This is a genomic window from Agrococcus jejuensis (genome assembly GCF_900099705.1).
Lineage (GTDB): Bacteria > Actinomycetota > Actinomycetes > Actinomycetales > Microbacteriaceae > Agrococcus > Agrococcus jejuensis.
The window spans coordinates 3,324,990-3,346,807 of the sequence record NZ_LT629695.1 but is presented as its reverse complement, the minus strand read 5'-3'; the positions used below and the strand labels follow the sequence as shown (position 1 = coordinate 3,346,807).

The following is a 21,818-nucleotide window of genomic DNA, read 5'->3' as shown; positions in this document are numbered from 1 at the left end:
CTAGCACGCACTCGAGGGGGTCGATGACCACTCCCGGGGCACGGTGCGTCGTGCTCGCGGATGACGATGGACGTCGCCGGTCGCGACTAGCCTTGGACGGTGACCGACCAGCTCTCTGAGACCGCTGCCATCGCTCGCGACCTCATCCGGTTCGACACGCAGAACTACGGCGAGGGACGCTCGAACGGGGAGGCCGACGCGGCCGCGTACGTCACGCGGTTCCTCGCCGACCTCGGCATCGAGAGCCGCACGTTCGAGGCTGCTCCCGGCCGCCACAGCGTGGTCGCCGAGCTCGAGGGCGCCGACCCGAGCCTGCCCGCCCTCGTGCTGCACGGCCACCTCGACGTCGTGCCCGCCGACGCGGCGCAGTGGAGCGTCGACCCGTTCGAGGGCGTCGTCAAGGACGGCATGCTCTGGGGCCGCGGCGCCGTCGACATGAAGGACATGGTCGCGATGATGCTGCAGGCCGTGCGGCAGCTCGTCGAGTCGGGCACGAAGCCCCGCCGCCGCCTGATCCTCGGCTTCTTCGCCGACGAGGAGGATGGCGGCGCGTACGGCGCGCACTGGCTCGTCGAGCACCACCCCGAGCTCTTCGCCGGCGCGTCGATGGCGATCAGTGAGGTCGGCGGCTTCTCCGTCACGCTCGACGGTCGTCGCGCCTACCTGCTGCAGACGGCCGAGAAGTCGCTGCTGTGGGTCCGTCTGCGTGCCACGGGCACCGCAGCGCACGGCTCGCAGGTCATGCGCGACAACGCCGTGACGAAGCTCGCGCGCGCCGTCGCGGCGCTCGGCGAGCACGACTTCCCGATCGAGCTCACCGACACGACGCGGCAGCTCGTCGACGAGGTCGCCGGCCTGCTCGGCGTCGACGTCGAGGAGCTCGGCCCCGACGACATCGCGCTGCGCACCGGCGGCATGTCGCGCTTCCTGCGCGCGAGCCTGCGCACGACGGCGAACCCGACGATGCTCGACGCCGGCTACAAGCACAACGTCATCCCCGGCACCGCCGAGGCGCGCATCGACATGCGTACGCTCCCCGGCCGCGAGGACGAGGCGCTCGAGGTCGCGCGCCGCATCGTCGCCGAGGCCGCCGACGACGTCGAGCTCGACATCGTGCGCCAGGACGTGGGTCTCGAGGTGCCCTTCGGCGGCGAGGCCGTCGAGGCGATGGTCGCCGCGCTGCAGCGCCACGACCCCGACGCGCCCGTGCTGCCGTACATGCTCTCGGGCGGCACCGACAACAAGGCGCTCTCGCGCCTCGGCATCGCCGGCTACGGCTTCGCACCGCTGCGCCTGACGCCCGACCTCGACTTCGCGGCGATGTTCCACGGCGTCGACGAGCGCGTGCCGCTCGACGCGCTCGACTTCGGCACCGCCGTGCTCGCCGACCTGCTGCAGGAGCTGTAGATGCAGTGGATCGAGGCTATCCTCCTCGGCATCCTCCAGGGCGCGACCGAGTTCCTGCCGATCTCGTCGAGCGCGCACCTGCGCATCGCGGGCCTGTTCCTGCCGGGCGCCGAGGATCCGGGCGCCACGTTCACGGCCATCACCCAGATCGGCACCGAGCTCGCGGTCGTGCTGTTCTTCTGGCGCGACATCGTGCGCATCGTGCAGCGCTGGTTCGGTGCGCTGCGCGGCACGGTGCCGAAGGACGACCCCGACGTGCGGATGGGCTGGCTCGTCATCATCGGCACGGTGCCGATCGTCGTGGCCGGCGTGCTCTTCCAGAGCCTCATCCGCGACCAGCTGCGCTCGCTGTGGATCACGGCGACCGTGCTCATCGTCTTCGGCCTCATCCTCGGCGCCGCCGACCTGCTCGGCCGCCGCGACAAGGGGCTCCAGCAGATCACGTACCGCGACGGCATCCTCGTGGGCCTCGCCCAGGTGCTGTCGCTCATCCCGGGCGTCTCGCGCTCGGGCGCGACGACGACGATGGGGCGCGCGCTCGGCTACGAGCGCCCTGCGGCAGCGAAGTACGCCTTCCTGCTCGCGATCCCCGCCGTCTTCGGCGCGGGCCTCTACGAGACGTACCAGGCGCTCACCGAGCCGTCGGACGTCGGCTACGGCTGGGGACCGACGATCCTCGCGACCGTCGTGGCGTTCGGCGTCGGCCTCGCGGTCATCCGCTTCCTCATGGCCTACATCTCGAAGCGCTCGTTCCTGCCGTTCGTCGTCTACCGCGTCGCGCTCGGCACCGTGCTGCTCGTCGCGCTCGGCGCCGGCTGGATCGCAGCATGAGGACGTGGGAGCGCGCAGCCACGCCTCGGCTGCCAGGCACGGGCCCGCATCCGGCGCTGCACGATGCGAAGACCGACGCACCGCTCGTCGTGCCGACCGACGGCGACGCGTCGCTGTACACCTGCGGCATCACGCCGTACGACGCGACGCACATCGGCCACGCCGCGACGTACCTCGCGAGCGACACGCTCACGCGCGTGTGGCTCGACGCGGGCCTCGACGTGCGCACGGCCATGAACTCGACCGACGTCGACGACCCGCTGCTCGAGCGCGCGACGCGCGACGGCGTGGACTGGCGCGCGCTCGCCGAGCGCGAGCAGGAGGTGTTCCGCGCCGACATGGCGGCGCTGCGCATCCTGCCGCCCGACTCGTGGATCGCCGTGACCGAGCGGATCGACGCGATCGCGGCCGCCGTCGCCGCCATGCTCGACTCCGGCGACGCGTACCTCGTCGACGCCGACGTCTACTTCGACACGACGCGCGAGCGCGCATACCCGCTGGGCTTCGGCAGCCGCACCGACCGCGCGACGATGCTGCACCTCGCTCGCGAGCACGGCGGCGACCCCGATCGTGCCGGCAAGCGCGACCCGCTCGACCCGCTGCTGTGGCGCGCCGAGCGCCCAGGCGAGCCCGCGTGGGAGTCGCCCGTGGGTCGCGGACGCCCCGGCTGGCACGTCGAGTGCACCGTCATCGCGATGGCTGAGCTCGGCGCGCCGTTCACGGTCGCGGCCGGCGGCATCGACCTGCGCTTCCCGCACCAGGAGATGCAGGCGCACCACGCGCTCGCGCTCGGCGCGTCGCTCTTCAGCGTCGCGCGTGCGAACGCGGGGCTCGTCGCCTATCAGGGCGAGAAGATGTCGAAGTCGCTCGGCAACCTCGTGAAGGTGCGGGTGCTGCTCGACGCCGGCGTGCGCCCCGCAGCCATCCGCCTCGCGCTGCTCGCGCACCACTGGCGCAGCGACTGGGAGTGGACCGACGACGACCTCGCCGTCGCGAACGAGCGCCTCGACCGCTGGACGGCGTGGGCGCAGGTGCTGCCCGACGACCCCTCGCACGAGGACTCGGTGCTCGAGTGGCTGCGGTACACGCTGCACCACGACCTCGACACCCCCGCGGCGCTGCAGGCGGTCGACGCGTTCGTCGGGCGCGCACCGGCCGACGACGTGTCGATCGACGCGATCGACGCGCTGCTGGGCGTGCGGCTGCGCTGAGGCAGCTGGTCGCGTCGGTCAGTCGACTCGTCGCGTGAACGTGCCGGCGTCGAGCCAGGCGGCGAGCCGACGCACGGCCGTGTCGACGTAGGTGCGGGCGTCGGCGCGCAGCGAGGCCGTCGTCGACGACAGCAGGTCGTTGGCGAGCAGCAGCTGCCGGCCGGCGGCGAGGGCGTGCAGGTCGGGCTCGGATGCGTCGGGCAGGGGAGCGACGGATGCGTAGCCGTCGGCGAGCGCCGCGTGGATCTGGGGCTCGTCGGCGGAGATGCGTGCGATGGCGAGGTCGAGCGCGGGCACGCCGAGGCCGGCGTCGTCGAAGTCGAGCAGCTGCAGGCCGTCGGCGGACCGCAGCAGGTTGCCCGAATGCAGGTCGGCGTGCAGCGGACGCACGCCGCCGAGCCCGTGCAGTCGCGTGAGCAGGGCCTGCGACCTGGCCCGCGCCTCGTCGAGCACGACTCGTGACGGCGCGTCGAGGTCGTCGACGTCGGCGAGCGCGTCGTGGTCGCCGAAGAGCACGTCGTCGAAGACGGGCAGCGACGCCCCGACCGGCACCGCCCAGTCGGCTGCGTGCACGTGCATCCGTGCCATCGCCGCGCCGAGCAGCCTCGCCGTCGGCACGTCGAGCGCGTCGTCGATCGCCGTGCCGTCGAGCCATCCCGCGACCGTGACGATCGCCGTGCGACCGAAGCCGTCGCTCGCCACGCCCGTCCACCACGCACCGTCGAGCGTCGGCAGCGGCACGGGCACGACGACGTTGGCCTCGGAGGCGAGCGCACGCTGCCACGCCTGCTGCGCCGCGATGTTCGCCGGCGTCGCCTTCGACCCGACGAGGATGCGCAGCGCCCACGAGGCGCCGTCGCGGTCGACGCGGTACGTGGAGTTGTAGGCGTGCAGCACGGGCGTGATGACGGCGCCCTCGAGCCCGAACGCGGGCAGCGCCTCCGCCGCGACCGCCTGCAGCAGCGCGACCTGCTCGGCCTCGGGCAGGTCGGCGTAGGAGGTCACGCGCTCAGACGGGCGGCGGGGGAGCGGGGCGATCGTCGCCCTCGCCCTCGTCGCCGGGCTCGTCGTCGGGGTGCTGCGTCTCGAGGAACCGCTGGAACTCCTGCGCGAGCGCCTCGCCCGACGCCTCGGGGCTCTCGACGGTGTCGCGCTGCTGCTCGAGGTGCCCGATGTACGCGCGCATGTCGTCGTCGCGCTCCGCGAGCTCGTCGACGCCCGACTCCCACTCGCCGGCGAGACGCGGCAGCTCGCCGAGCGGCACCGTGACGTCGAGCAGCTCCGTGAGCCGGTCGAGCAGGGCGATCGTCGCCTTCGGCACGTGCGTCGCGTGCACGTAGTGCGGCACCGACGCCCACACGCTCGCGGTCTGGATGCCGACCTGCTCGGCCGCCATCGCGATGACCGACATGATGCCCGTCGGGCCCTCGTACTCGCTCTGCTGCACGCCCAGGCGGTGGCGCAGCGACGCCGACTCGCTCGTGACGCTCGTGGGCGTCGGACGCGTGTGCGGCACGTCGGCGAGCATGGCGCCGACGAAGACGATCGCGTCGACCTCGCACTGCCTGGCGATGTCGACCGCCTGCTCGGCGAAGTCCATCCAGTTGCGGCTCGGCTCGGCGCCGAGGAGCGCGAAGAGCTCGCCGTCGGCGCCCGTCGACACCGACAGGCCCGCGTCGGCGACGATCGCCTCGCGCTCGCTCGATCGCGTCGGGGCGTATGCGATCGTCGCGGGCCACGACAGGGCGCGCGAGCCATCCTCGAGCCTGCGCAGCACGGGGCGTGCGAACGTGAAGTCGAGGTACTCGTCGGGCTCGATCTCGTCGAACGGCTCGAGCTCGCACGCCTCGATCACGCGGCGCACGGCCGTCGATGCCGCCTCGCCCGCGTCGTTCCAGCCCTCGAACGCCACGAGCATGATGCGTCCGACGATCGGTCCCGTGGTCACGTCCTGCGTCCCCTCATCAGGCGTCCACCCTACGCCCGCGCACCTGGGTGGCCGGGCGTTCGCACGTGCTCGCGGAACGTAGGATGGTGCGGTGAGCGATCTGGATGCCGTGCTGTGGGATCTCGACGGCACCCTCATCGACAGCGAGTCCTACTGGCGCGTCGCAGAGCGGCGCCTCGTGGCCGAGTTCGACGTGGAGTGGACCCTCGACGACGAAGCCGCCCTCGTGGGCGTCGACCTGTGGGACGGCGCCAGGTACATGGTGGGCCGCGGCGTCGCGATGGAGCCCGACGACATCGTCGCGCGCCTCGACCGCGAGGTCATGGACCAGCTGCGCGAGCACGTGCCGTTCCGTCCAGGAGCCGCCGAGCTGCTGACGTCGCTCAAGGCGGCGCAGGTGCCGCTCGCCCTCGTGACGATGTCGACGCGCGCGCTCGTCGAGCTCGTGCTCGCGTCGAGCGAGGCGCAGCTGGGCGTGCAGCCGTTCACGGTCTCGGTCACGGGCGACGAGGTGCCGCGCGGCAAGCCGCACCCCGACCCGTACCTGCAGGCGCTCGAGGCGCTCGGCGCTCGCGCCGCGTCGTCGGTGGCCTTCGAGGACTCCATCCCCGGCTCGACGTCGGCGCGCGACGCCGGCCTCGTCACCGTCGGCATCCCGCACGAGGCCGACCTCGGCGACGTCGCGGGCATCACGCTGTGGCCGACCCTCGTCGACCGCACGGTCGACGACGTGCGCGGCCTGGTGGGGGTGCGCGCATGACGCCGCGCACCGGCCCGCTGCGCCTCGGCGACCCCGTGCAGCTCACGGGCCCGAAGCAGCGCCTCCACACGATCGTGCTCACCGAGGGCTCGACGTTCCACACGCAGCACGGCGCCCTGCCGCACGAGGAGATCGTCGGCCAGCCCGACGGCTCGATCGTGCACGTCGGCGAGCACGCGTACCTCGCGGTGCGGCCGCTGCTGCACGACTACGTCATGTCGATGCCGCGCGGCGCCGCGATCGTCTACCCCAAGGACGCCGGCCACATCCTCACGTACGCCGACATCCAGCCGGGCCTCACGGTCGTCGAGGCCGGCGTCGGCTCGGGCGCCCTGTCGCTGTGGCTGCTGCGCGCCCTCGCCGGCCAGGGCGAGCTCGTCTCGTTCGAGCGCCGCCAGGAGTTCCTCGACATCGCCGAGGCGAACGTGGCCGGATGGTTCGGCGAGCGCCCCGCCAACTGGCGCACCGCCGTCGGCGACCTCGCCGAGACGCTCGGCGACCACGTGCCCGACCAGACGGCCGACCGCGTCGTGCTCGACATGCTCGCGCCCTGGGAGTGCGTGGATGCGGCTGCCACGGCGCTGCAGCCCGGCGGCATCCTCCTCGCCTACGTCGCCACGGTGACGCAGCTCTCGCGCACGGTCGAGGCCGTGCGCGACGACGGCCGGTTCGCCGAGCCGCAGTCGCAGGAGACGCTCATCCGCTCGTGGCACGTCGACGGCCTCGCCGTGCGCCCCGACCACCGCATGGTCGCCCACACGGGCTTCCTCATGACGGCTCGCCGCGTCGCCGACGACCTCGAGATCCCGTCGTTCAAGCGCCGCTCGAACAAGGCCTCCTACACCGACGCCGACGTCGAGGCCTGGACGCCCGGCGCCGTCGGCGACCGCGAGAAGAGCGACAAGCGCCTGCGTCGCGTCGTGCGCGACGCCCAGCGGCAGGCCGACCGCCTCGCCGCCGGTACGATCGACTCCGACTCCCGACCTGAGGAAGACGCGTGACCAAGTCCCTCCGCCGCCCCATCACGGCGGCTGCAGCCCTCCTGATCGTCGGCACCGCCCTCACGGCATGCCACGTCGTGCCGTCGGAGCAGTCCGTCGCGGGCTGCACCCCCTCGATCCAGCCCGGTGGCGCCTCGAACACGGTGCGCGCCACGACCGGCATCGATGCCACGCCGACCGACGTGCCGTTCCAGACGCCGCTCGCGATCGACGGCCCCGAGGCGAGCATCACGAACGCGGGCGACGACCCGGCGCAGGCCGGCGACGTCGTGATCGCCGACTACACGCTCTACGACGGCACGACGGGCGAGGTGCTCGAGTCGACCGACTCGACGCTGCTGCGCGCGCTCGCCGCCGAGTCGGGCGACGAGATCCAGCCCGCCTCGCAGCAGCTCACGCTGCGCACCGGCGGCGAGACCGTGCTGTCGCAGGGCCTCGAGTGCGCCACGGCCGGCTCGACCGTCGCGCTCGTCGCGCCCTACCTCGACCTCTTCGGCGACTCGGTCGCCCAGGCAGGCGTCGACCCCGAGTCGACCGCCGTGCTGCTGCTCGACGTGCAGGATGCGTTCCCCGGCCGCGCCGAGGGCTTCCCGCAGCCCGCGGTCGGCGGCATCCCCGCCATCGCGCTCGCGACCGACGGCACGCCCGGCGTGACGTTCTCGGGCGCCGCGGCGCCGACGGAGCTCACGGTGGGCACGACGATCGGCGGCAGCGGCCGCGTCGTCGGGGAGACCGACACCGTCGTCGTGCAGTACACGCTCCTCGAGTGGGATGCGACGACCGTGACCGAGACGACGTGGGGCTCCGCGCCCGCGACCTTCGAGCTCTCGGGCCTCATCCCGGGCTTCCAGCAGGCCGTCATCGGCCAGAAGGTCGGCAGCCAGGTCGTCGCGGTCGTGCCGCCGGACCTCGGCTACGGCGACGGCCGCACGCTCGTGTTCGTCATCGACATCCTGGACGCCGAGGCGCCGTGAGCGACGTCAGCGTGTCGGAGCGCCAGTTCTCGCTGACGCTCGCGCTCCTGCACGCTGCGCACGGTGCCACGAAGCGCGAGCTCTTCGAGCGCGTCGCCGGCTACCAGGGGCGCCCGATCGACGCGGCGCTCGAGCGGCAGTTCGAGCGCGACAAGGACGACCTGCGCGAGCAGGGCTTCGTCATCGACGTCTTCACGCCGCCCGCCGAGCACGACAACAACCAGGAGTCGCGGTACCGGCTGCTCGACGCCGTCGTGGGCACGCCGGAGGACCTCGCGTTCTCGGAGTCGGAGCGCACCCTCATCGACCTCGCGCTGCGCGTGTGGCGCGACGGTGGGCTCACGGAGGAGTCGCAGCTCGCGACGACGAAGCTGCGCGCGCATCCGCAGTACCGCGCAGGCCTCGCGCATGCGGTGTCGCCGACGCAGTCGGCCGTCGACCGCGCCTTCCAGGCGCTCAAGCGCGCGACCGAGCGCGGCGCCGTCGTGCAGTTCGCCTACCTGAAGCCGGGGGAGCGGGAGGCCATGCGCCGCACGGTGCAGCCGTGGTGCGTGCTGCTGTTCCGCAGCCGGTGGATGCTGCACGGCTTCGACGTCGACCGCGGCGAGACGCGCACGTTCCTCATGCGTCGCATCGTGAGCGACGTGCAGGCGTCGCGGCCGCGCGAGCCGTTCGCGGTGCCCGACGGCGCCGCCGACGCCGCGCTCGAGGACCTCGAGCGCATCTGGGCGTCGGCGACGGCGCGCGTGCGGGTGCTGCCCGGCTCCGACGCAGAGGTGCGCCTCGCGCGCCGCCGCGACACGACGGTCGAGGGCGACGAGCTCACGCTGCACCACGCCGACACGAACCTGCTCGCGGACGAGCTCGCGGGCTACGGCGCCGAGGTCGTCGTGCTGCACCCGCCGCTGCTCGCCGAGCTCGTGCGCGAGCGGCTCGAGCGCATCCGCGACGCGCACGCCGATCTCGCCGGATCCGACCGCGAGGGAGTCGCCTGATGGCCGGCAAGGGTCAGCGCCAGTCGATCGCGCTGCTCGTCGCGCTCATCCCGTACCTCTCGGCAGAGGGCAGCGTGACGGTGGCGCAGGCGGCGGACCACTTCGACGTGCCGCAGGCGAGCATCCGCGACGCCGTGCGCCTCATCTTCATGTCGGGCGTGCCCGACGGCTTCGGCGACTTCGACCGGTTCGACCTCAACGTGGACGCGTTCGAGGACCACGACACGATCGAGCTCGGCTATCGTCCGACGCTCGACGGCGACGCCATCCGCCTCGCGCCGCGCGAGATGGGCGCGATCATCGCCGGCCTGCGCCTCATCGCCGGCGTGCAGGGCGTCGACGACGAGGCCGTGGCAGCCCTCGCCGCGCGTCTCGGTCGTGCAGCGGTGCCGGCTGCCGCGACGCTCGGCGTCGACGCACCCGTGGCCGACTCGTCGGCGCGCGCCGTGCGCGATGCGATCGAGCACCGCATCGTCGTGCACCTCGACTACCGCAAGCCCGGCGCCGCCACCGAGCGCCGCACGATCGCGCCGACGGCGCTCGAGCTGCGCGACGGGCAGGCGTACGTCGTGGGCTACGACCTCGACCGCGCCGCCGAGCGTCGCTTCCGCCTCGACCGCACCGAGGCCGTCGCGCACGCCGACGTCACGTTCCCCGACGCCGCCCTCGCCGCGACGCGCGAGCGGATCGACGCCGACGAGACGATCGTCGTGCGCGCGACGCCCGCCGCGGCCGCGCTGCTGGCCGACTACGCCGACGGCCCCTCGCGCGTCGACGGCGACCACGAGATCGTCGACATCCGGGTGTGGAACGCGGATGCGGTGCTGCGGCAGGTCGCGTCGCTCGGCGGCGATGCCGTCGTGCTGCGCCCGGCCTCGGCGCGTGCGGCGATGCGACGGTTCGCCGAGGCTGCGCTGCTGGCCGGCGAGGGCGTCGTCGACGCATAGCGACACACATCCGGCGGACGCGCCGCAGCGAACCCCAGGTGGGCGCACGCGCGGTAGCCTGGACACGACATCGAGAGGAATCGATCATGGGCGGATTCGCCGGGAACCTGGCCTCCCACTGGTGGGTCATCCTCATCATCGTGCTGCTGATCTTCGGCGCCACGCGACTGCCGCAGCTCGCGAAGGGCATCGGTGAGTCGATCAACGTCTTCAAGCGCGAGGTGAAGAAGGACGCACCCGCTGCCGACGACGAGACGACGACGTCGAGCGACACGCGCGACTCGAAGTAGCGCATGGCCGTCACGGCCGGAGCCGCGAAGCGCGGGGGAGCGAACCCCGAGGGGCGCATGCGGCTCATCGAGCATCTGCGCGAGCTGCGCAGGCGCTTCGTCATCTCGTTCGCCGCGATCGCGGTGCTCGGCATCGGCGGCTTCTTCGTGTCCGACTTCGTGCTCGAACTGCTGTCGGCACCGCTCACGACCCTGCAGGAGCAGGGCAGGCTCGTCGAGCTGAACATCACCTACGTCACGCAGGCGTTCGACATCAAGATGCGCATCGGCCTGCTCGTCGGGCTCATCGCGTCGAGCCCCGTGTGGCTGTACCACCTGCTCGCGTTCCTGCTGCCCGGCCTGCACAAGGGCGAGCGCCGCTACGTGTGGGGCTTCCTGCTCGCCGCCGTGCCCCTGTTCCTCGGCGGCTGCACCATGGGCTGGTTCCTGCTGCCGCGCATCATCCAGCTCTTCGTCGGCTTCGCGCCCGACAGCCTCACCTCGTTCCTGTCGGCGCAGGAGTACTTCGACTTCTCGTTCAAGCTCGTCGTCGCGATCGGCCTCGGATTCGTGGTGCCGGTCGTCTTCGTCTTCCTCAACCTCGCCGGCGCCATCACGGGCGCCGCGATCCTCAAGGGCTGGCGCTGGGCCGTGCTCGGCATCGCGCTCTTCGCCGCGTGCGTCACGCCCGCGGGCGAGTTGCTGTCGATGTTCCTCATCGCAGGGCCGATCATCGTGCTGTACTTCGGCGCCGCCGGCATCGCCGTGCTCAACGACCGCCGCCGCGCCAAGCGCCTCGCCGCGGACTCGTCGGTCGGGGCCGCGTGACGCATCCCGCGACCGAGGCCTTCGGCGCAGCGCTCCCGTTCGGCCTCGACCCGTTCCAGCGGCAGGCGTGCGAGCTCGTCGAGGAGGGCCGCAGCGTGCTCGTCGCGGCGCCCACGGGTGCCGGCAAGACGATCGTCGCCGAGTTCGCCATCCACATGACGCTCGCAGCGCCCACGGGCCGCGTCTTCTACACGACGCCCATGAAGGCGCTGTCGAACCAGAAGTTCCGCGAGCTGCAGGCGATCTACGGCGACGACGCCGGCCTGCTCACGGGCGACTCCTCGATCCGTGGCGACGCCCGCGTCGTCGTGATGACGACCGAGGTGCTGCGCAACATGCTCTACGAGGGGCGCGACCTCTCGGACCTGGAGCACGTCGTCATGGACGAGGTGCACTACCTCGCCGACCGCTTCCGCGGCGCCGTCTGGGAGGAGGTCATCATCCACCTCCCGAGCCACGTGCGCATGGTGTCGCTCTCGGCGACCGTGTCGAACGCCGAGGAGTTCGGCGCCTGGCTGCAGGCCGTGCGCGGCGAGACGAGCCTCGTCGTCAGCGAGCACCGGCCGGTGCCCCTCGACGGCCACGTGCTCGTGCGCGGCGCGCTCGTCGACCTGTTCGACTCGCGCGGCGACGCCGACGACCACCGCCCGAGCCGCGAGCTCGTGGAGCGCACGCGCGGCAGCGACGGCTCGGCCGCGCACGGGCACCGCGACCGCGGCGGCCACAACCGGCACGTCGGCCGCGGGCAGCAGGGCCGCAAGGGGCAGCGCCGCGGTGCCGTCGCCCGCGACTCGTTCTCGTGGCGCGGCGATCGCCGGCCGGCACGCGTCGACCGCACGGCCCTCATCGAGCTGCTCGACGACGCGGCGATGCTGCCGGCGATCTGCTTCATCTTCTCGCGCAAGGGATGCGACGCCGCCGTCGAGCAGGTGCTGCGCGGCGGCGTCTCGCTGACGACGGCGGAGGAGCGCGGCGAGATCCGCGCACTCGTCGAGGAGCGTACGCGCAGGCTCGACGAGGCCGACCTCGCCGTGCTGGGCTTCTGGGAGTGGGTCGACGGGCTCGAGCGCGGCGTCGCCGCCCACCACGCCGGCCTGCTGCCGGTGTTCAAGGAGATCGTCGAGGAGCTCTTCCAGCGCCGGCTGCTGCGCGTCGTGTTCGCGACCGAGACGCTCGCGCTCGGCATCAACATGCCGGCTCGCACCGTCGTGCTCGAGCAGCTCGAGAAGTTCAACGGCGAGGCTCGCGTGCGCATCACGCCCGGCGAGTACACGCAGCTCACGGGTCGCGCGGGCCGTCGCGGCATCGACACCGAGGGCCACTCGGTCATCGCGTGGACGGGCGAGCAGACGCCGCAGGAGATCGCGAACCTCGCCTCGCGCCGCTCGTACCCGCTGCAGTCGAGCTTCCGACCGACCTACAACATGGCCGTGAACCTCATCGACCGCTTCGGCGTCGCCCGCACGCGCGGCGTGCTCGAGACGTCGTTCGCGCAGTTCCAGGCCGACCGGTCCGTCGTGCAGCTCGCCCGCAAGGTCGTCGACCAGCGCGCGAGCCTCGACGGCTACGCCGAGTCGATGGCGTGCCACCTGGGCGACTTCGCCGAGTACGCCGCGTTGCGCCGCGAGTCGAGCGACCTCGAGCGCGAGAGCCAGCGCGGCGGCACGAGCCACGCCGAGCGCGACGAGCTGCAGCACCGCCTGCGCGACCTGCGCGCGCTCATGCGCTCGCACCCGTGCCACGCGTGCCCCGACCGCGAGAGCCACGCCCGCTGGGGCGAACGCTACTGGCGGCTGCGCCGCGAGGTCGACCAGGCCGATCGGCAGATCTCGCGCCGTACGGGCCAGGTCGCCGAGCGCTTCGACCGCATCTGCGACGTGCTGCGCACGCTCGAGTACGTCGTGGCCGGCGACGACGGCGAGTCCCACGTGACCGAGGCCGGCGACCGGCTGCGCCGCATCTACGGCGAGCGCGACCTGCTCGTGGCCGAGTCGCTGCGCCGCGGGCTGTGGAACCAGCTCGACGCCGCCGACCTCGCCGCCCTCGTGTGCGCGCTCGTGTTCGAGCCGCGCCGCGGCGAGCAGGCGTCGGAGCGCCACCTGCCCGGCGGCCCGTTCCGCGACGCCCTCGCGGCCACGACGACGCTGTGGGCCGAGCTCGACGACCTCGAGCGCGCGAAGCGCCTGCCCGGCTCCGAGCCGCCGCAGACCGGCCTGTCGGTCGCGATGCACCGCTGGGCGCGCGGCGCGCACCTCGACGTCGTGCTGCGCGACACCGACCTCGCCGCCGGCGACTTCGTGCGCTGGGTGCGACAGACGGTCGACGTGCTCGAGCAGCTGCAGGACGTCGGCACCGCCCGCATCCGCCGCACCGCCCGCGACGCCGTCGAGCGCATCCGCCGGGGCGTCGTCGACCTGGGGCAGGAGGCCTCGTGACCACGACGAAGCCACGGCCGTTGCGCCTGCGCGCGCCGCTGCCCGCCTGGGGATCGGTGCTCTCGGCGCTCGGCGGCGCAGCGCTGCTCGTGCTGTCGTTCCAGCCGTTCGACTGGTGGCCGCTCGTGCTGCCCGGCGTCGCGCTGTCGCTCGTCGCGCTGCGCGGACGCCGCATGTCGGCGGCCTTCGGCATCGGCGCGCTCGCCGGTGCCGCGTTCTTCGGCGTGCACATCCAGTGGATCACCGTCTACCTCGGCCCGCTGCCGCTCGTCGGCCTCACCGGCCTCATGGCGCTGTGGTGGGGCCTCGGCGGCATGCTGCTGACGTTCGCCTGGCGGCTGGGGGAGCGGATGCGCGGACCGTGGGCGCGCCTCGTGCTGCTGCCCGCGCTGCTCGCGGGCGTGTGGATGCTGCGCGAGTCGCTGTCGTCGACCATCCCGTGGGGCGGGTTCTCGTGGGGTCGCCTCGCGTACTCGCAGGCGTCGAGCCCGATCGGCGACACGTCGTCGTGGGTCGGCGCCTCGGGCCTCTCGTTCCTGCTCGCGTTCGTCGCCGGCATCCTCGCATGCCTCGTGCTCGCCCGCGGCATGCTCGTGCGACGTCGCGTCGTCATCGGCGCCGCCATCGCGGTGGGCCTCGTCGCCATCCCCGCGTTCCCCGTCACCGAGACCGGCACCGTACGCATCGGCGCCGTGCAGGGCGACAGCGAGGCCGGGCTGCTCGCGCAGTACGTGGAGGGCGACATCATCCGGCAGCACGCCGAGGCGACCGAGCTGCTCGCGGGCGAGCAGATGGACCTGCTCGTGTGGCCCGAGAACGCCGGCGAGCAGCAGCCGCAGGACTCGCCGTCGTCGACGCGCATCATCGACGACGTGCAGCAGCTCGTCGACGCGCCGATCGTGCTCGGGGCCGTCACCTACGAGCAGGACGGCGACGAGACGCTCTCGTACAACTCCCTGCTGCTGTGGGACGAGGGCGTGCGGGCCGACTACCACAAGCGCCACCCCGTGCCGTTCGCCGAGTACCTGCCCGAGCGCGACTTCTTCGGCCCGATCCTCGACGCGCTCGGATTCCTCGACCTCATCCCGCGCGACTACTCGCTCGACCCGACGAGCGAGAACGCCTTCGACGTCGACGGCATCGCCTACGGACTCGCGATCTGCTTCGACATCATCGACGACGGCCTCGTGCGCGAGATGGTCGCCGACCACGGCGCCCAGATCATCCTCGCGCCCACGAACAACGCCGACTTCGGCGAGGGCTCATGGGAGAACGTGCAGCAGCTCGCCATCGCGCAGCTGCGCGCGCAGGAGGCCGGACGGGCGCTCGTGAACGTGTCGACCGTCGGCACGAGCGCCATGGTGCTGCCCGACGGCACCATGGTCGATAGGCTGCCGCAGTACGAGCCTGGAGCCATGATCGAGACCTTGCCGCTCAGCGACACCGTGACGCCAGCGATGGCCGCGGGTGCCTGGATCGAGCGCGCGATCGCCATCGCGACGCTCGGCGCGCTGCTGGGTCTCGCCCTCGTGAGGAGACGACGTGCCTAGTGCCCTCGTGGTCGTGCCCACCTACGACGAGGTCGACAGCCTCGAGCGCACGATCGGCAGGCTGCGCCAGTCGGTGCCGCATGCGAGCGTGCTCATCGTCGACGACGCGAGCCCCGACGGCACCGGCGAGCTCGCCGACCGCCTCGCGGCGGAGGACGCGGGCATCGAGGTGCTGCACCGCACCGAGCGCGGCTACGGCTCGGCGGTGCGCGAGGGCTTCCGTCGCGGCATCGCCGCAGGCGTCGACGCCATCGCGGTCATCGACGCCGACGGCTCGTACGACGTGGGCCTGCTCGGCGAGATGCTCGAGGCCGTGGGCGAGGAGGTCGACCTCGTGATCGCGTCGCGCTGGGTGCCGGGCGGCGACGTGCGCGCCATGGCCGGCCGACGTCGCGTGCTGTCGCAGGTCGGCAACCGGTACGCGCGCGCAGTGCTCGGCACCGACGTGCAGGACCTGACCTCGGCCTTCCGCGTCTACTCGACACGCGTGCTGCGCCGCATGCCGCTCGATCGCATGCGGTCGGACTCCATCGCGTTCCAGATCGAGCTCGCCGTGCGCGTCGCGCAGGCAGGCGGCCGGATCGTCGAGATGCCGGTGCAGTTCACCGAGCGCGCCGTCGGCGTGTCGAAGACCGACGTGGGCATGGTGCTCGGCACGCTCCGTCGCGTGACGCAGTGGGGCGTGCACGGCATCCGCGCGCGTCCGCGCACGAAGCCGTAGCGAGACCTCGCCGGTCCCAGCCGACGACGAGCGTCAGTCGAGGCAGTACTCGTTGCCCTCGGGATCCTGCATGACGATGAACCCCAGCGAGAGCGGGGGAGCGGGCTCGTGCCTGCGCAGCCGCGTGGCACCGGCGGCGACGTGGCGCTCGCACACGGCCTCGAGCGCGTCCATGCGACCCTCGGGCGGCACGCCGGCGGCGGCGCGGAGGTCGAGGTGCACGCGGTTCTTCGCGGTCTTGCCCTCCGGCACCCGCTGGAAGAAGATCCGCGGGCCGGCGCCGTCGGGATCGACGAGCGCCGACGAGTCGTTGCGCCGCTCGAGGGGCACCTGCATGCGCTCGAGGAACGCATCCCACGCCGCGAGCGGATCGTCGCCGGGCGCGAGCTCGACGCCGGGCGGCGGCGGGTGCACGTAGTCGAGCGCGTCGCGCCAGAACAGCGACAGCGCGGCGGGGTCGTGCGCGTCGAAGGTCACCTGGAGCTCGATGGACATGGCGTCCTCCCTCTTCCGTCGCTCGCGACGCTACCGACGACGACCGACAGGAGCGCGCGGCAGGGTCAGCGCAGCGTCGTCACCGCGAGGTCGGCGCGGTCGGTCACGACGCCGTCGACGCCGAGCGACACGAGCCTGCGCATGTGGAACGGCTCGTTCACCGTCCACACGTGCACCTCGACGCCCGCCGCGTGGAACGCCTCCACCGAGGCGACGTCGACGATGCGGATGCGGCCGAGCCGCTCGGGCACCTGCACGGCGGCGATGCCGTCGAGGATGCGGGCGAGCGCAGCACGACGCCGCAGGCGCACCGCGACGAGCGCACGCGCCATCACGCCGCGCGACGCGCTCGTGGCGACGCCGGGCAGCGCTGCGACCGCTCGCGCTCGCGTCGCGTCGTCGAACGACGTCACGAGCACGCGGCCGACGGCATCCGCCTCGAGGATGGCGCGCGCGGCCGGCTCGACGGCCTCCGGCACCTTGAGATCGAGGTTCCAGCGCGTCTCTGGCAGCGCGGCGAGGCACTCGGCGAGCGTCGGCACGCCGTGGCCTCCGCCGAGGTCGAGCGTCCGCAGCGCCTCCGACGACGTCTCCTCGATGCGCGTCGCATCCTGCGACACGCGCTCGAGCGTGGCGTCGTGCACGAGCATGGCGACGCCGTCGGCGCTCACGCGCACGTCGGACTCGACGTGGGTGGCTCCGACGGCGACGGCCGCGTGGAACGCGGCGAGCGTGTTCTCGGGAGCCTCGGTCGCCAGCCCGCGATGGGCGAGGATGCGCGGCCGAGGCCCCTCGAGGAACGTCACTGCTGCGGCGGGTACGGCGGCTGCTGCGGCGGGTAGGGCGGCTGCGGCGTCGACGGCGGCTGGGGCGCCGTGCCCGGCACCTCCTGCTCCGCCTCGCGCACGGAGTCGAGCGCATCCTCGAGGCCCACGCCGGGCGTCTCGTCGGCGATCGACGTGCCCGACGAGATGGTCGGGGTCTCGCCTGCGCCCTTCGGGTCGATGCCCGAGTCCTGCAGCGTCTCGGCGATCGACGGCACGGAGACGTCGCTCACCGAGTCGGGCTCGAAGGTCTCGTCGAGGATCGACGGGCCCTGGTTGTCCGAGAACGACTTGGTGGCCTTGAAGGGAACCTCGGCCTTGCCCTCGAAGAAGCCCTTGCCGATCTCCTGCAGCGCGTCCGTGAGCTCCGACGGGATGATCCAGAGCTTGTTCGCGTCGCCCTCGGCGAGCTTCGGCAGGGTCTGCAGGTACTGGTAGGCCAGCAGCTTGTTGTCGGCGTCGCCCGCGTGGATGGCCGCGAACACGCGCTCGATGGCCTCCGACTCACCCTTGGCGAGCACGACCTGCGCCTCGGCGTCACCCTTGGCGCGGAGCACCTGCGACTTCGCGTCACCCTCTGCACGGAGGATCGTCGACTGGCGCTGACCCTCGGCCTCGAGGATCTGCGACTGCTTGAGCCCCTCGGCCGTGAGGATGGAGGCGCGACGCTCGCGCTCGGCGCGCATCTGCTTCTCCATCGGCTCGAGGATCGACTGGGGCGGGTCGATCGACTTCAGCTCGACGCGGGTCACCTTGATGCCCCACTTGCCGGTCGCCTGGTCGAGCACGGCGCGCAGCTGCGAGTTGATGACGTCGCGGCTCGTGAGCGCCTCCTCGAGGTTCATCGAGCCGACGACGTTGCGGAGCGTCGTCGCCGTGAGCTGCTCGACCGCCGAGAGGTAGTCGGCGATCTCGTAGGTCGCGGAGCGGGGGTCGTTGACCTGGAAGTAGACGACGGTGTCCATCGCCACGTTGAGGTTGTCCTCGGTGATGACCGACAGCGGCGGGAAGGTGCGCACCTGCTCGCGCATGTCCACGCTGTACGCGAGCCGGTCGATGACGGGCACGAGGATGTTGAGGCCGGGCCCGAGCACGCGGTGGAAGCGGCCGAGGCGCTCCACGATGCCGGTGAAGCCCTGCTTGACGATGCGGATCGATCTGGCGATGATCACGATGACGACGATCAGGACGATCGCGACGATGATCACGGCCAGGCCGAGGCCGAAGAAGTCCATTCCTTTGTCTCCTAGCTGCTCGGTGTCGGTGGTTCTCGGGTGTCTGGGGGCGTCAGCGCTCGGCGGGCACGATGACGAGGGTCGCGCCGTCGACGGCGGTGACGACGACGCGCTCGCCGACGTCGAGGTCGCGCGGGCGGGTGACGGGGGAGAGGCGGGCCGTCCACGTCTCGCCGTTGGTGAGCGTGACCTCTCCCACGAGGCGCACGAACTGCTTCGTGACCTCGCCGCCGAGGCCCGCGATGGCGTCGACGTTCGTGCGCGCGCCCTGCCCGGATCGGTGCAGGCGCTCGAGGAGCGAGGGGCGCACGAGGAACAGCAGCAGCGCCGCGGCGACGGCCGCGATGATGATCTGCGCCCACAGCGGCAGGCCCGTGAGGCTCGCGACCATGCCGACGAGCGACCCGGCGCCGAGCATGAGGAACGTGAGCTCGAGCGTGATGAGCTCGATCACGAGGCAGATCAGGGCGACGGCGAGCCAGCCGACCCACGCCCACATCAGAATGTCCATCCACCCTCCTCGCTGCCCATCGTAGTCAGCGCATCCCGGCGATCCCTGGGCGCGCTCGGAGGGTTCGGAGCCGCGGCGATGCGTGTGCGCGATGTCCCCCGAAGGTAGGGTCGAGGGTCGAGAAGAAGGAGCACTCGTGGAGAACCCGCTGCAGCCGGCATCGCTGGCCGGCAAGGCCGCGCTCGTCACCGGATCGAGCCGTGGCATCGGTGCCGCGACGGTCGCCTACCTCGCCGGTGCCGGTGCCGACGTCGTCGTGAACTACCGCAACAAGGCGCCGCGTGCCGAGAAGGTCGCGGCGGCCGCGCGCGAGGCGGGCGTGCAGGCGCTCGTCGTGCAGGCCGACCTCACCGAGCCCGCGAGCGTCGAGGCGATGTTCCAGGCCGCGAAGGACGCCTACGGCGGCCTCGACGTGCTCGTGATGAACGCCTCGGGCGGCATGGAGGCGGGCCTCGGCGAGGACTACGCCATGCGCCTCAACCGCGACGCGCAGGTCGCGCTGCTCGAGGCCGCCGTGCCCGTGCTGCGCGCGGGCTCGCGCGTCGTCTTCGTGACGAGCCACCAGGCGCACTTCATCCGCACGACGCCGACGATGCCCGAGTACGAGGCCGTCGCGCTGTCGAAGCGTGCGGGCGAGGACGCGCTGCGCGAGCGCATCGTCGAGCTGCAGGCCCGCGGCATCGAGTTCGTCGTCGTGTCCGGCGACATGATCGAGGGCACCATCACGGCGACGCTGCTCGAGCGCGCGAACCCCGGCGCCATCGCGGGTCGCCGCGAGGACGCCGGCCGCCTGTACGACGTCGACGAGTTCGCCGCCGAGGTGGCGCAGGCCGTCGTCGACCCCGTGCCGCACGACCACACGCGCCTCGTGGGCGACGTCTCCGGATTCCAGGGCCGCTGATGCGCTCGGAGCACATCGAGCACCTCGTCGAGCTCTCCCGGCCGGCCGTCCACCCCTCGGGGTGGGCGGTCGTCGCCGCTTCCCGGCCCGACGTCGCCGCCAACCGACGCGTGGGGCAGCTCTGGCGCGTCTCGCTCGCCGACGGCAGCCGCACGCGCATCACGCAGGGCGTCGCCGACGGCGCACCCCAGCTGACGCCCGACGGCACGCGCATCCTCTTCACGCGCGCCGACGCCAAGGGCCGCCCGCAGGTGTGGGTCATGCCCGCCGACGGCGGCGAGCCCGTGCAGACGACGGATGCGCCGGGCGGCGTGACGAGCTTCCGCATCTCGCCGGACGGCACGCGTCTGGCGCTCACGGTGCGCGAGGTGGAGCCGGGCCGCGCGGGCACGGTCGAGGGCCTCACGGCCGAGGCGCAGTCGCCCCGCCGCATCGTCGACCTGCACGCGCAGCGCAACGGCGTCGGCTACCGCATCGACGCCCGCAGCCGCGTGGCGGTCGCGCCGATCCTCGATGTGGGCGCCGAGCCCGACTACGAGCGCGCGCCCGCCCCGGGCGACGCGGGCGCCGACGCGCCTGCGAAGCCCGGCTCGCGCATCCCCGAGGCCACGACGCTCACGTCGGGCGACGTCGAGCACGTCGGCGCCGTGTGGAGCGCCGACGGCTCCGAGGTGCTCGCGATGCGCGTCGACCTCGGCCCCGTGACCGACCTGCGCGGCGCCATCGTCGCGATCCCGGTCGACGGCGGCGACGAGCGCGAGGTGCTCGGCACCGACGCGAACCTGTCGCTCGGCGAGATCGCTGCCGACGCGCACGGCGTGTGGGCCATCGCGCAGGACGTCACCGACTCGGGCATCGACTTCGTCGCCCGCAGCGCGAGCCTCTACCGCGTCGTCGGCGGCGCCGCCGAGCGGCGGACCGACGAGGAGACGGTCGACCTCGCCGAGGGCCACCTCACGATCGTCGAGGACGGCGTGCTCGTGCAGGACCGCACGCGCGGCCGCGTGCAGGTGCTGCACGTCGGCATCGACGGCGTCACGAGGCGCACGACGGATGCGACCGAGGCGACGGGCGTCGCGACGTTCGGCGACCAGGTCGTCGTCACGGTGCAGACCCCCACGTCGTTCGGCGAGCTCGGCATCGTCGAGGCTGACGGCTCCGTGCGCATCCTCACCGACTTCGGCGCAGCGCTGCAGGAAGCGGGCATCACGGTGCCCACCGAGCACGACCTCGTCGTGCGCGACGGCTCCCGCGTGCACGGCTGGGTCTGGATGCCCGAGGGCGAGGGGCCGCATCCCGTGCTGCTCAACATCCACGGCGGCCCGTTCGCGCAGTACGGCGTGCACGTGTTCGACGAGGCGCAGGTCGCGGTCGACGCGGGCTACGCCGTCGTGCAGTGCAACCCGCGCGGCTCGGCCGGCTACGGCCGTGCGCACGGCCTGTCGATCCGGCAGCGCATGGGCACGGTCGACCTGCACGACGTGCTCGACTTCCTCGACGGCGCCCTCGCTGCGCATCCGTCGCTCGACGCCGACCGCGTCGGCATCATGGGCGGCTCGTACGGCGGGTACCTCACGGCATGGACGATCGCGCACGAGGACCGCTTCCGCGCGGCGATCGTCGAGCGCGGCTTCCTCGACCCCGACGCGTTCGTGGGCACGAGCGACATCGGCTCGTTCTTCGGCGACGAGTACGTGGGCACCGACCCCGAGCTCGTCGCGTCGCAGAGCCCCATGGCGGTCGTGTCGCAGGTGACGACGCCGACGCTCGTCGTGCACTCCGAGCGCGACCTGCGCTGCCCGCTCGAGCAGGCGCAGCGGTACTTCGCCGCGCTGCACCGGCAGGGCACCGAGGCCGAGCTGCTCGTCTTCCCCGGCGAGGACCACGAGCTGACGCGCTCGGGGCAGCCGCGCCACCGCATCGAGCGGTTCGACGCCGTGCTCGACTGGTTCGGCAGGCACATCCCCGCCTGATC

21 protein-coding genes are annotated in these 21,818 nt (G+C 72.8%); 15 read left to right on the top strand and 6 right to left on the bottom strand.

Annotation, left to right across the window (positions count from 1 at the left end; genetic code table 11):
- Positions 1–99: 99 nt before the first annotated feature.
- The 3 genes from BLQ67_RS15965 to BLQ67_RS15955 are packed head-to-tail and all read left to right on the top strand — an operon-like array spanning position 100 to position 3,449.
- Positions 100–1,407 carry a M20/M25/M40 family metallo-hydrolase gene (locus BLQ67_RS15965; RefSeq protein WP_092506636.1) on the top strand — a complete coding sequence of 436 codons (1,308 nt, stop codon included), beginning with the start codon at positions 100–102 and terminating at the stop codon, positions 1,405–1,407.
- Positions 1,408–2,238, top strand: a complete 831-nt coding sequence (locus tag BLQ67_RS15960) for an undecaprenyl-diphosphate phosphatase (protein WP_092506635.1) — start codon at positions 1,408–1,410, stop codon at positions 2,236–2,238. It abuts the gene before it with no gap.
- The gene (locus tag BLQ67_RS15955; protein WP_092506634.1) at positions 2,235–3,449 is read left to right on the top strand and encodes a cysteine--1-D-myo-inosityl 2-amino-2-deoxy-alpha-D-glucopyranoside ligase; all 1,215 of its coding nucleotides are present in this window, start codon (positions 2,235–2,237) and stop codon (positions 3,447–3,449) included. The genes BLQ67_RS15960 and BLQ67_RS15955 overlap by 4 nt, the downstream gene beginning before the upstream one ends.
- An 18-nt stretch (positions 3,450–3,467) precedes the next feature.
- Here BLQ67_RS15955 and BLQ67_RS15950 read toward each other — a convergent pair whose 3' ends face one another.
- The gene (locus BLQ67_RS15950; protein WP_157674883.1) at positions 3,468–4,454 is read right to left on the bottom strand and encodes a phosphotransferase enzyme family protein; all 987 of its coding nucleotides are present in this window, start codon (positions 4,452–4,454) and stop codon (positions 3,468–3,470) included.
- Positions 4,455–4,458: 4 nt separating this feature from the next.
- Positions 4,459–5,397, bottom strand: coding sequence for a PAC2 family protein (locus tag BLQ67_RS15945; protein WP_231945093.1), 939 nt, complete (start codon positions 5,395–5,397; stop codon positions 4,459–4,461).
- Positions 5,398–5,488: 91 nt separating this feature from the next.
- On the opposite strand from BLQ67_RS15945, the gene BLQ67_RS15940 reads away from it, so the two are divergent.
- The 10 genes from BLQ67_RS15940 (at position 5,489) to BLQ67_RS15895 (ending at position 15,877) form a co-directional block, all read left to right on the top strand.
- Complete coding sequence (locus BLQ67_RS15940) at positions 5,489–6,157, top strand: HAD family hydrolase (RefSeq protein WP_092506633.1); 669 nt, start codon at positions 5,489–5,491, stop codon at positions 6,155–6,157.
- Positions 6,154–7,158 carry a tRNA (adenine-N1)-methyltransferase gene (locus BLQ67_RS15935; RefSeq protein ID WP_092506632.1) on the top strand — a complete coding sequence of 335 codons (1,005 nt, stop codon included), beginning with the start codon at positions 6,154–6,156 and terminating at the stop codon, positions 7,156–7,158. Before BLQ67_RS15940 ends, BLQ67_RS15935 begins: the two co-directional genes overlap by 4 nt.
- Entirely contained in the window at positions 7,155–8,132 is a 978-nt protein-coding gene (locus BLQ67_RS15930; RefSeq protein ID WP_092506631.1) for an FKBP-type peptidyl-prolyl cis-trans isomerase, read from the top strand. The genes BLQ67_RS15935 and BLQ67_RS15930 overlap by 4 nt, the downstream gene beginning before the upstream one ends.
- Positions 8,129–9,127 carry a helix-turn-helix transcriptional regulator gene (locus BLQ67_RS15925; RefSeq protein ID WP_092506630.1) on the top strand — a complete coding sequence of 333 codons (999 nt, stop codon included), beginning with the start codon at positions 8,129–8,131 and terminating at the stop codon, positions 9,125–9,127. Before BLQ67_RS15930 ends, BLQ67_RS15925 begins: the two co-directional genes overlap by 4 nt.
- On the top strand, positions 9,127–10,074 hold the full coding sequence (locus tag BLQ67_RS15920) for a helix-turn-helix transcriptional regulator (RefSeq protein WP_092506629.1): 948 nt from the start codon (positions 9,127–9,129) through the stop codon (positions 10,072–10,074). Before BLQ67_RS15925 ends, BLQ67_RS15920 begins: the two co-directional genes overlap by 1 nt.
- Positions 10,075–10,160: 86 nt before the next feature.
- Positions 10,161–10,364 carry a Sec-independent protein translocase subunit TatA/TatB gene (locus BLQ67_RS15915; RefSeq protein WP_092506628.1) on the top strand — a complete coding sequence of 68 codons (204 nt, stop codon included), beginning with the start codon at positions 10,161–10,163 and terminating at the stop codon, positions 10,362–10,364.
- A 3-nt stretch (positions 10,365–10,367) separates the two neighbouring features.
- Positions 10,368–11,171, top strand: a complete 804-nt coding sequence (gene tatC / locus BLQ67_RS15910; RefSeq protein ID WP_231945092.1) for a twin-arginine translocase subunit TatC — start codon at positions 10,368–10,370, stop codon at positions 11,169–11,171.
- A complete protein-coding gene (locus tag BLQ67_RS15905; RefSeq protein WP_092506627.1) occupies positions 11,168–13,606 on the top strand; it encodes a DEAD/DEAH box helicase in 2,439 nt (812 codons plus the stop codon). The genes tatC and BLQ67_RS15905 overlap by 4 nt, the downstream gene beginning before the upstream one ends.
- Positions 13,603–15,156, top strand: a complete 1,554-nt coding sequence (lnt, locus tag BLQ67_RS15900; protein ID WP_092506626.1) for an apolipoprotein N-acyltransferase — start codon at positions 13,603–13,605, stop codon at positions 15,154–15,156. The genes BLQ67_RS15905 and lnt overlap by 4 nt, the downstream gene beginning before the upstream one ends.
- A complete protein-coding gene (locus BLQ67_RS15895; protein WP_092506625.1) occupies positions 15,149–15,877 on the top strand; it encodes a glycosyltransferase in 729 nt (242 codons plus the stop codon). The genes lnt and BLQ67_RS15895 overlap by 8 nt, the downstream gene beginning before the upstream one ends.
- A 33-nt stretch (positions 15,878–15,910) precedes the next feature.
- On the opposite strand, the gene BLQ67_RS15890 is transcribed toward BLQ67_RS15895, so the two are convergent.
- The 4 genes from BLQ67_RS15890 to BLQ67_RS15875 all read right to left on the bottom strand — a co-directional run bounded on the left by BLQ67_RS15890 (position 15,911) and on the right by BLQ67_RS15875 (position 18,942).
- Entirely contained in the window at positions 15,911–16,372 is a 462-nt protein-coding gene (locus BLQ67_RS15890; RefSeq protein WP_092506624.1) for a VOC family protein, read from the bottom strand.
- Positions 16,373–16,437: 65 nt separating this feature from the next.
- Complete coding sequence (locus BLQ67_RS15885) at positions 16,438–17,178, bottom strand: glycerophosphodiester phosphodiesterase family protein (protein ID WP_092506623.1); 741 nt, start codon at positions 17,176–17,178, stop codon at positions 16,438–16,440.
- The gene (locus tag BLQ67_RS15880; RefSeq protein WP_092506622.1) at positions 17,175–18,431 is read right to left on the bottom strand and encodes an SPFH domain-containing protein; all 1,257 of its coding nucleotides are present in this window, start codon (positions 18,429–18,431) and stop codon (positions 17,175–17,177) included. The genes BLQ67_RS15885 and BLQ67_RS15880 overlap by 4 nt, the downstream gene beginning before the upstream one ends.
- 52 nt (positions 18,432–18,483) lie before the next feature.
- Positions 18,484–18,942, bottom strand: a complete 459-nt coding sequence (locus BLQ67_RS15875; RefSeq protein ID WP_092506621.1) for an NfeD family protein — start codon at positions 18,940–18,942, stop codon at positions 18,484–18,486.
- Between the two features lie 136 nt (positions 18,943–19,078).
- On the opposite strand from BLQ67_RS15875, the gene BLQ67_RS15870 reads away from it, so the two are divergent.
- Entirely contained in the window at positions 19,079–19,843 is a 765-nt protein-coding gene (locus BLQ67_RS15870) for an SDR family oxidoreductase (RefSeq protein WP_231945091.1), read from the top strand.
- A complete protein-coding gene (locus tag BLQ67_RS15865) occupies positions 19,843–21,816 on the top strand; it encodes a S9 family peptidase (RefSeq protein ID WP_092506619.1) in 1,974 nt (657 codons plus the stop codon). Before BLQ67_RS15870 ends, BLQ67_RS15865 begins: the two co-directional genes overlap by 1 nt.
- Positions 21,817–21,818: the final 2 nt, after the last annotated feature.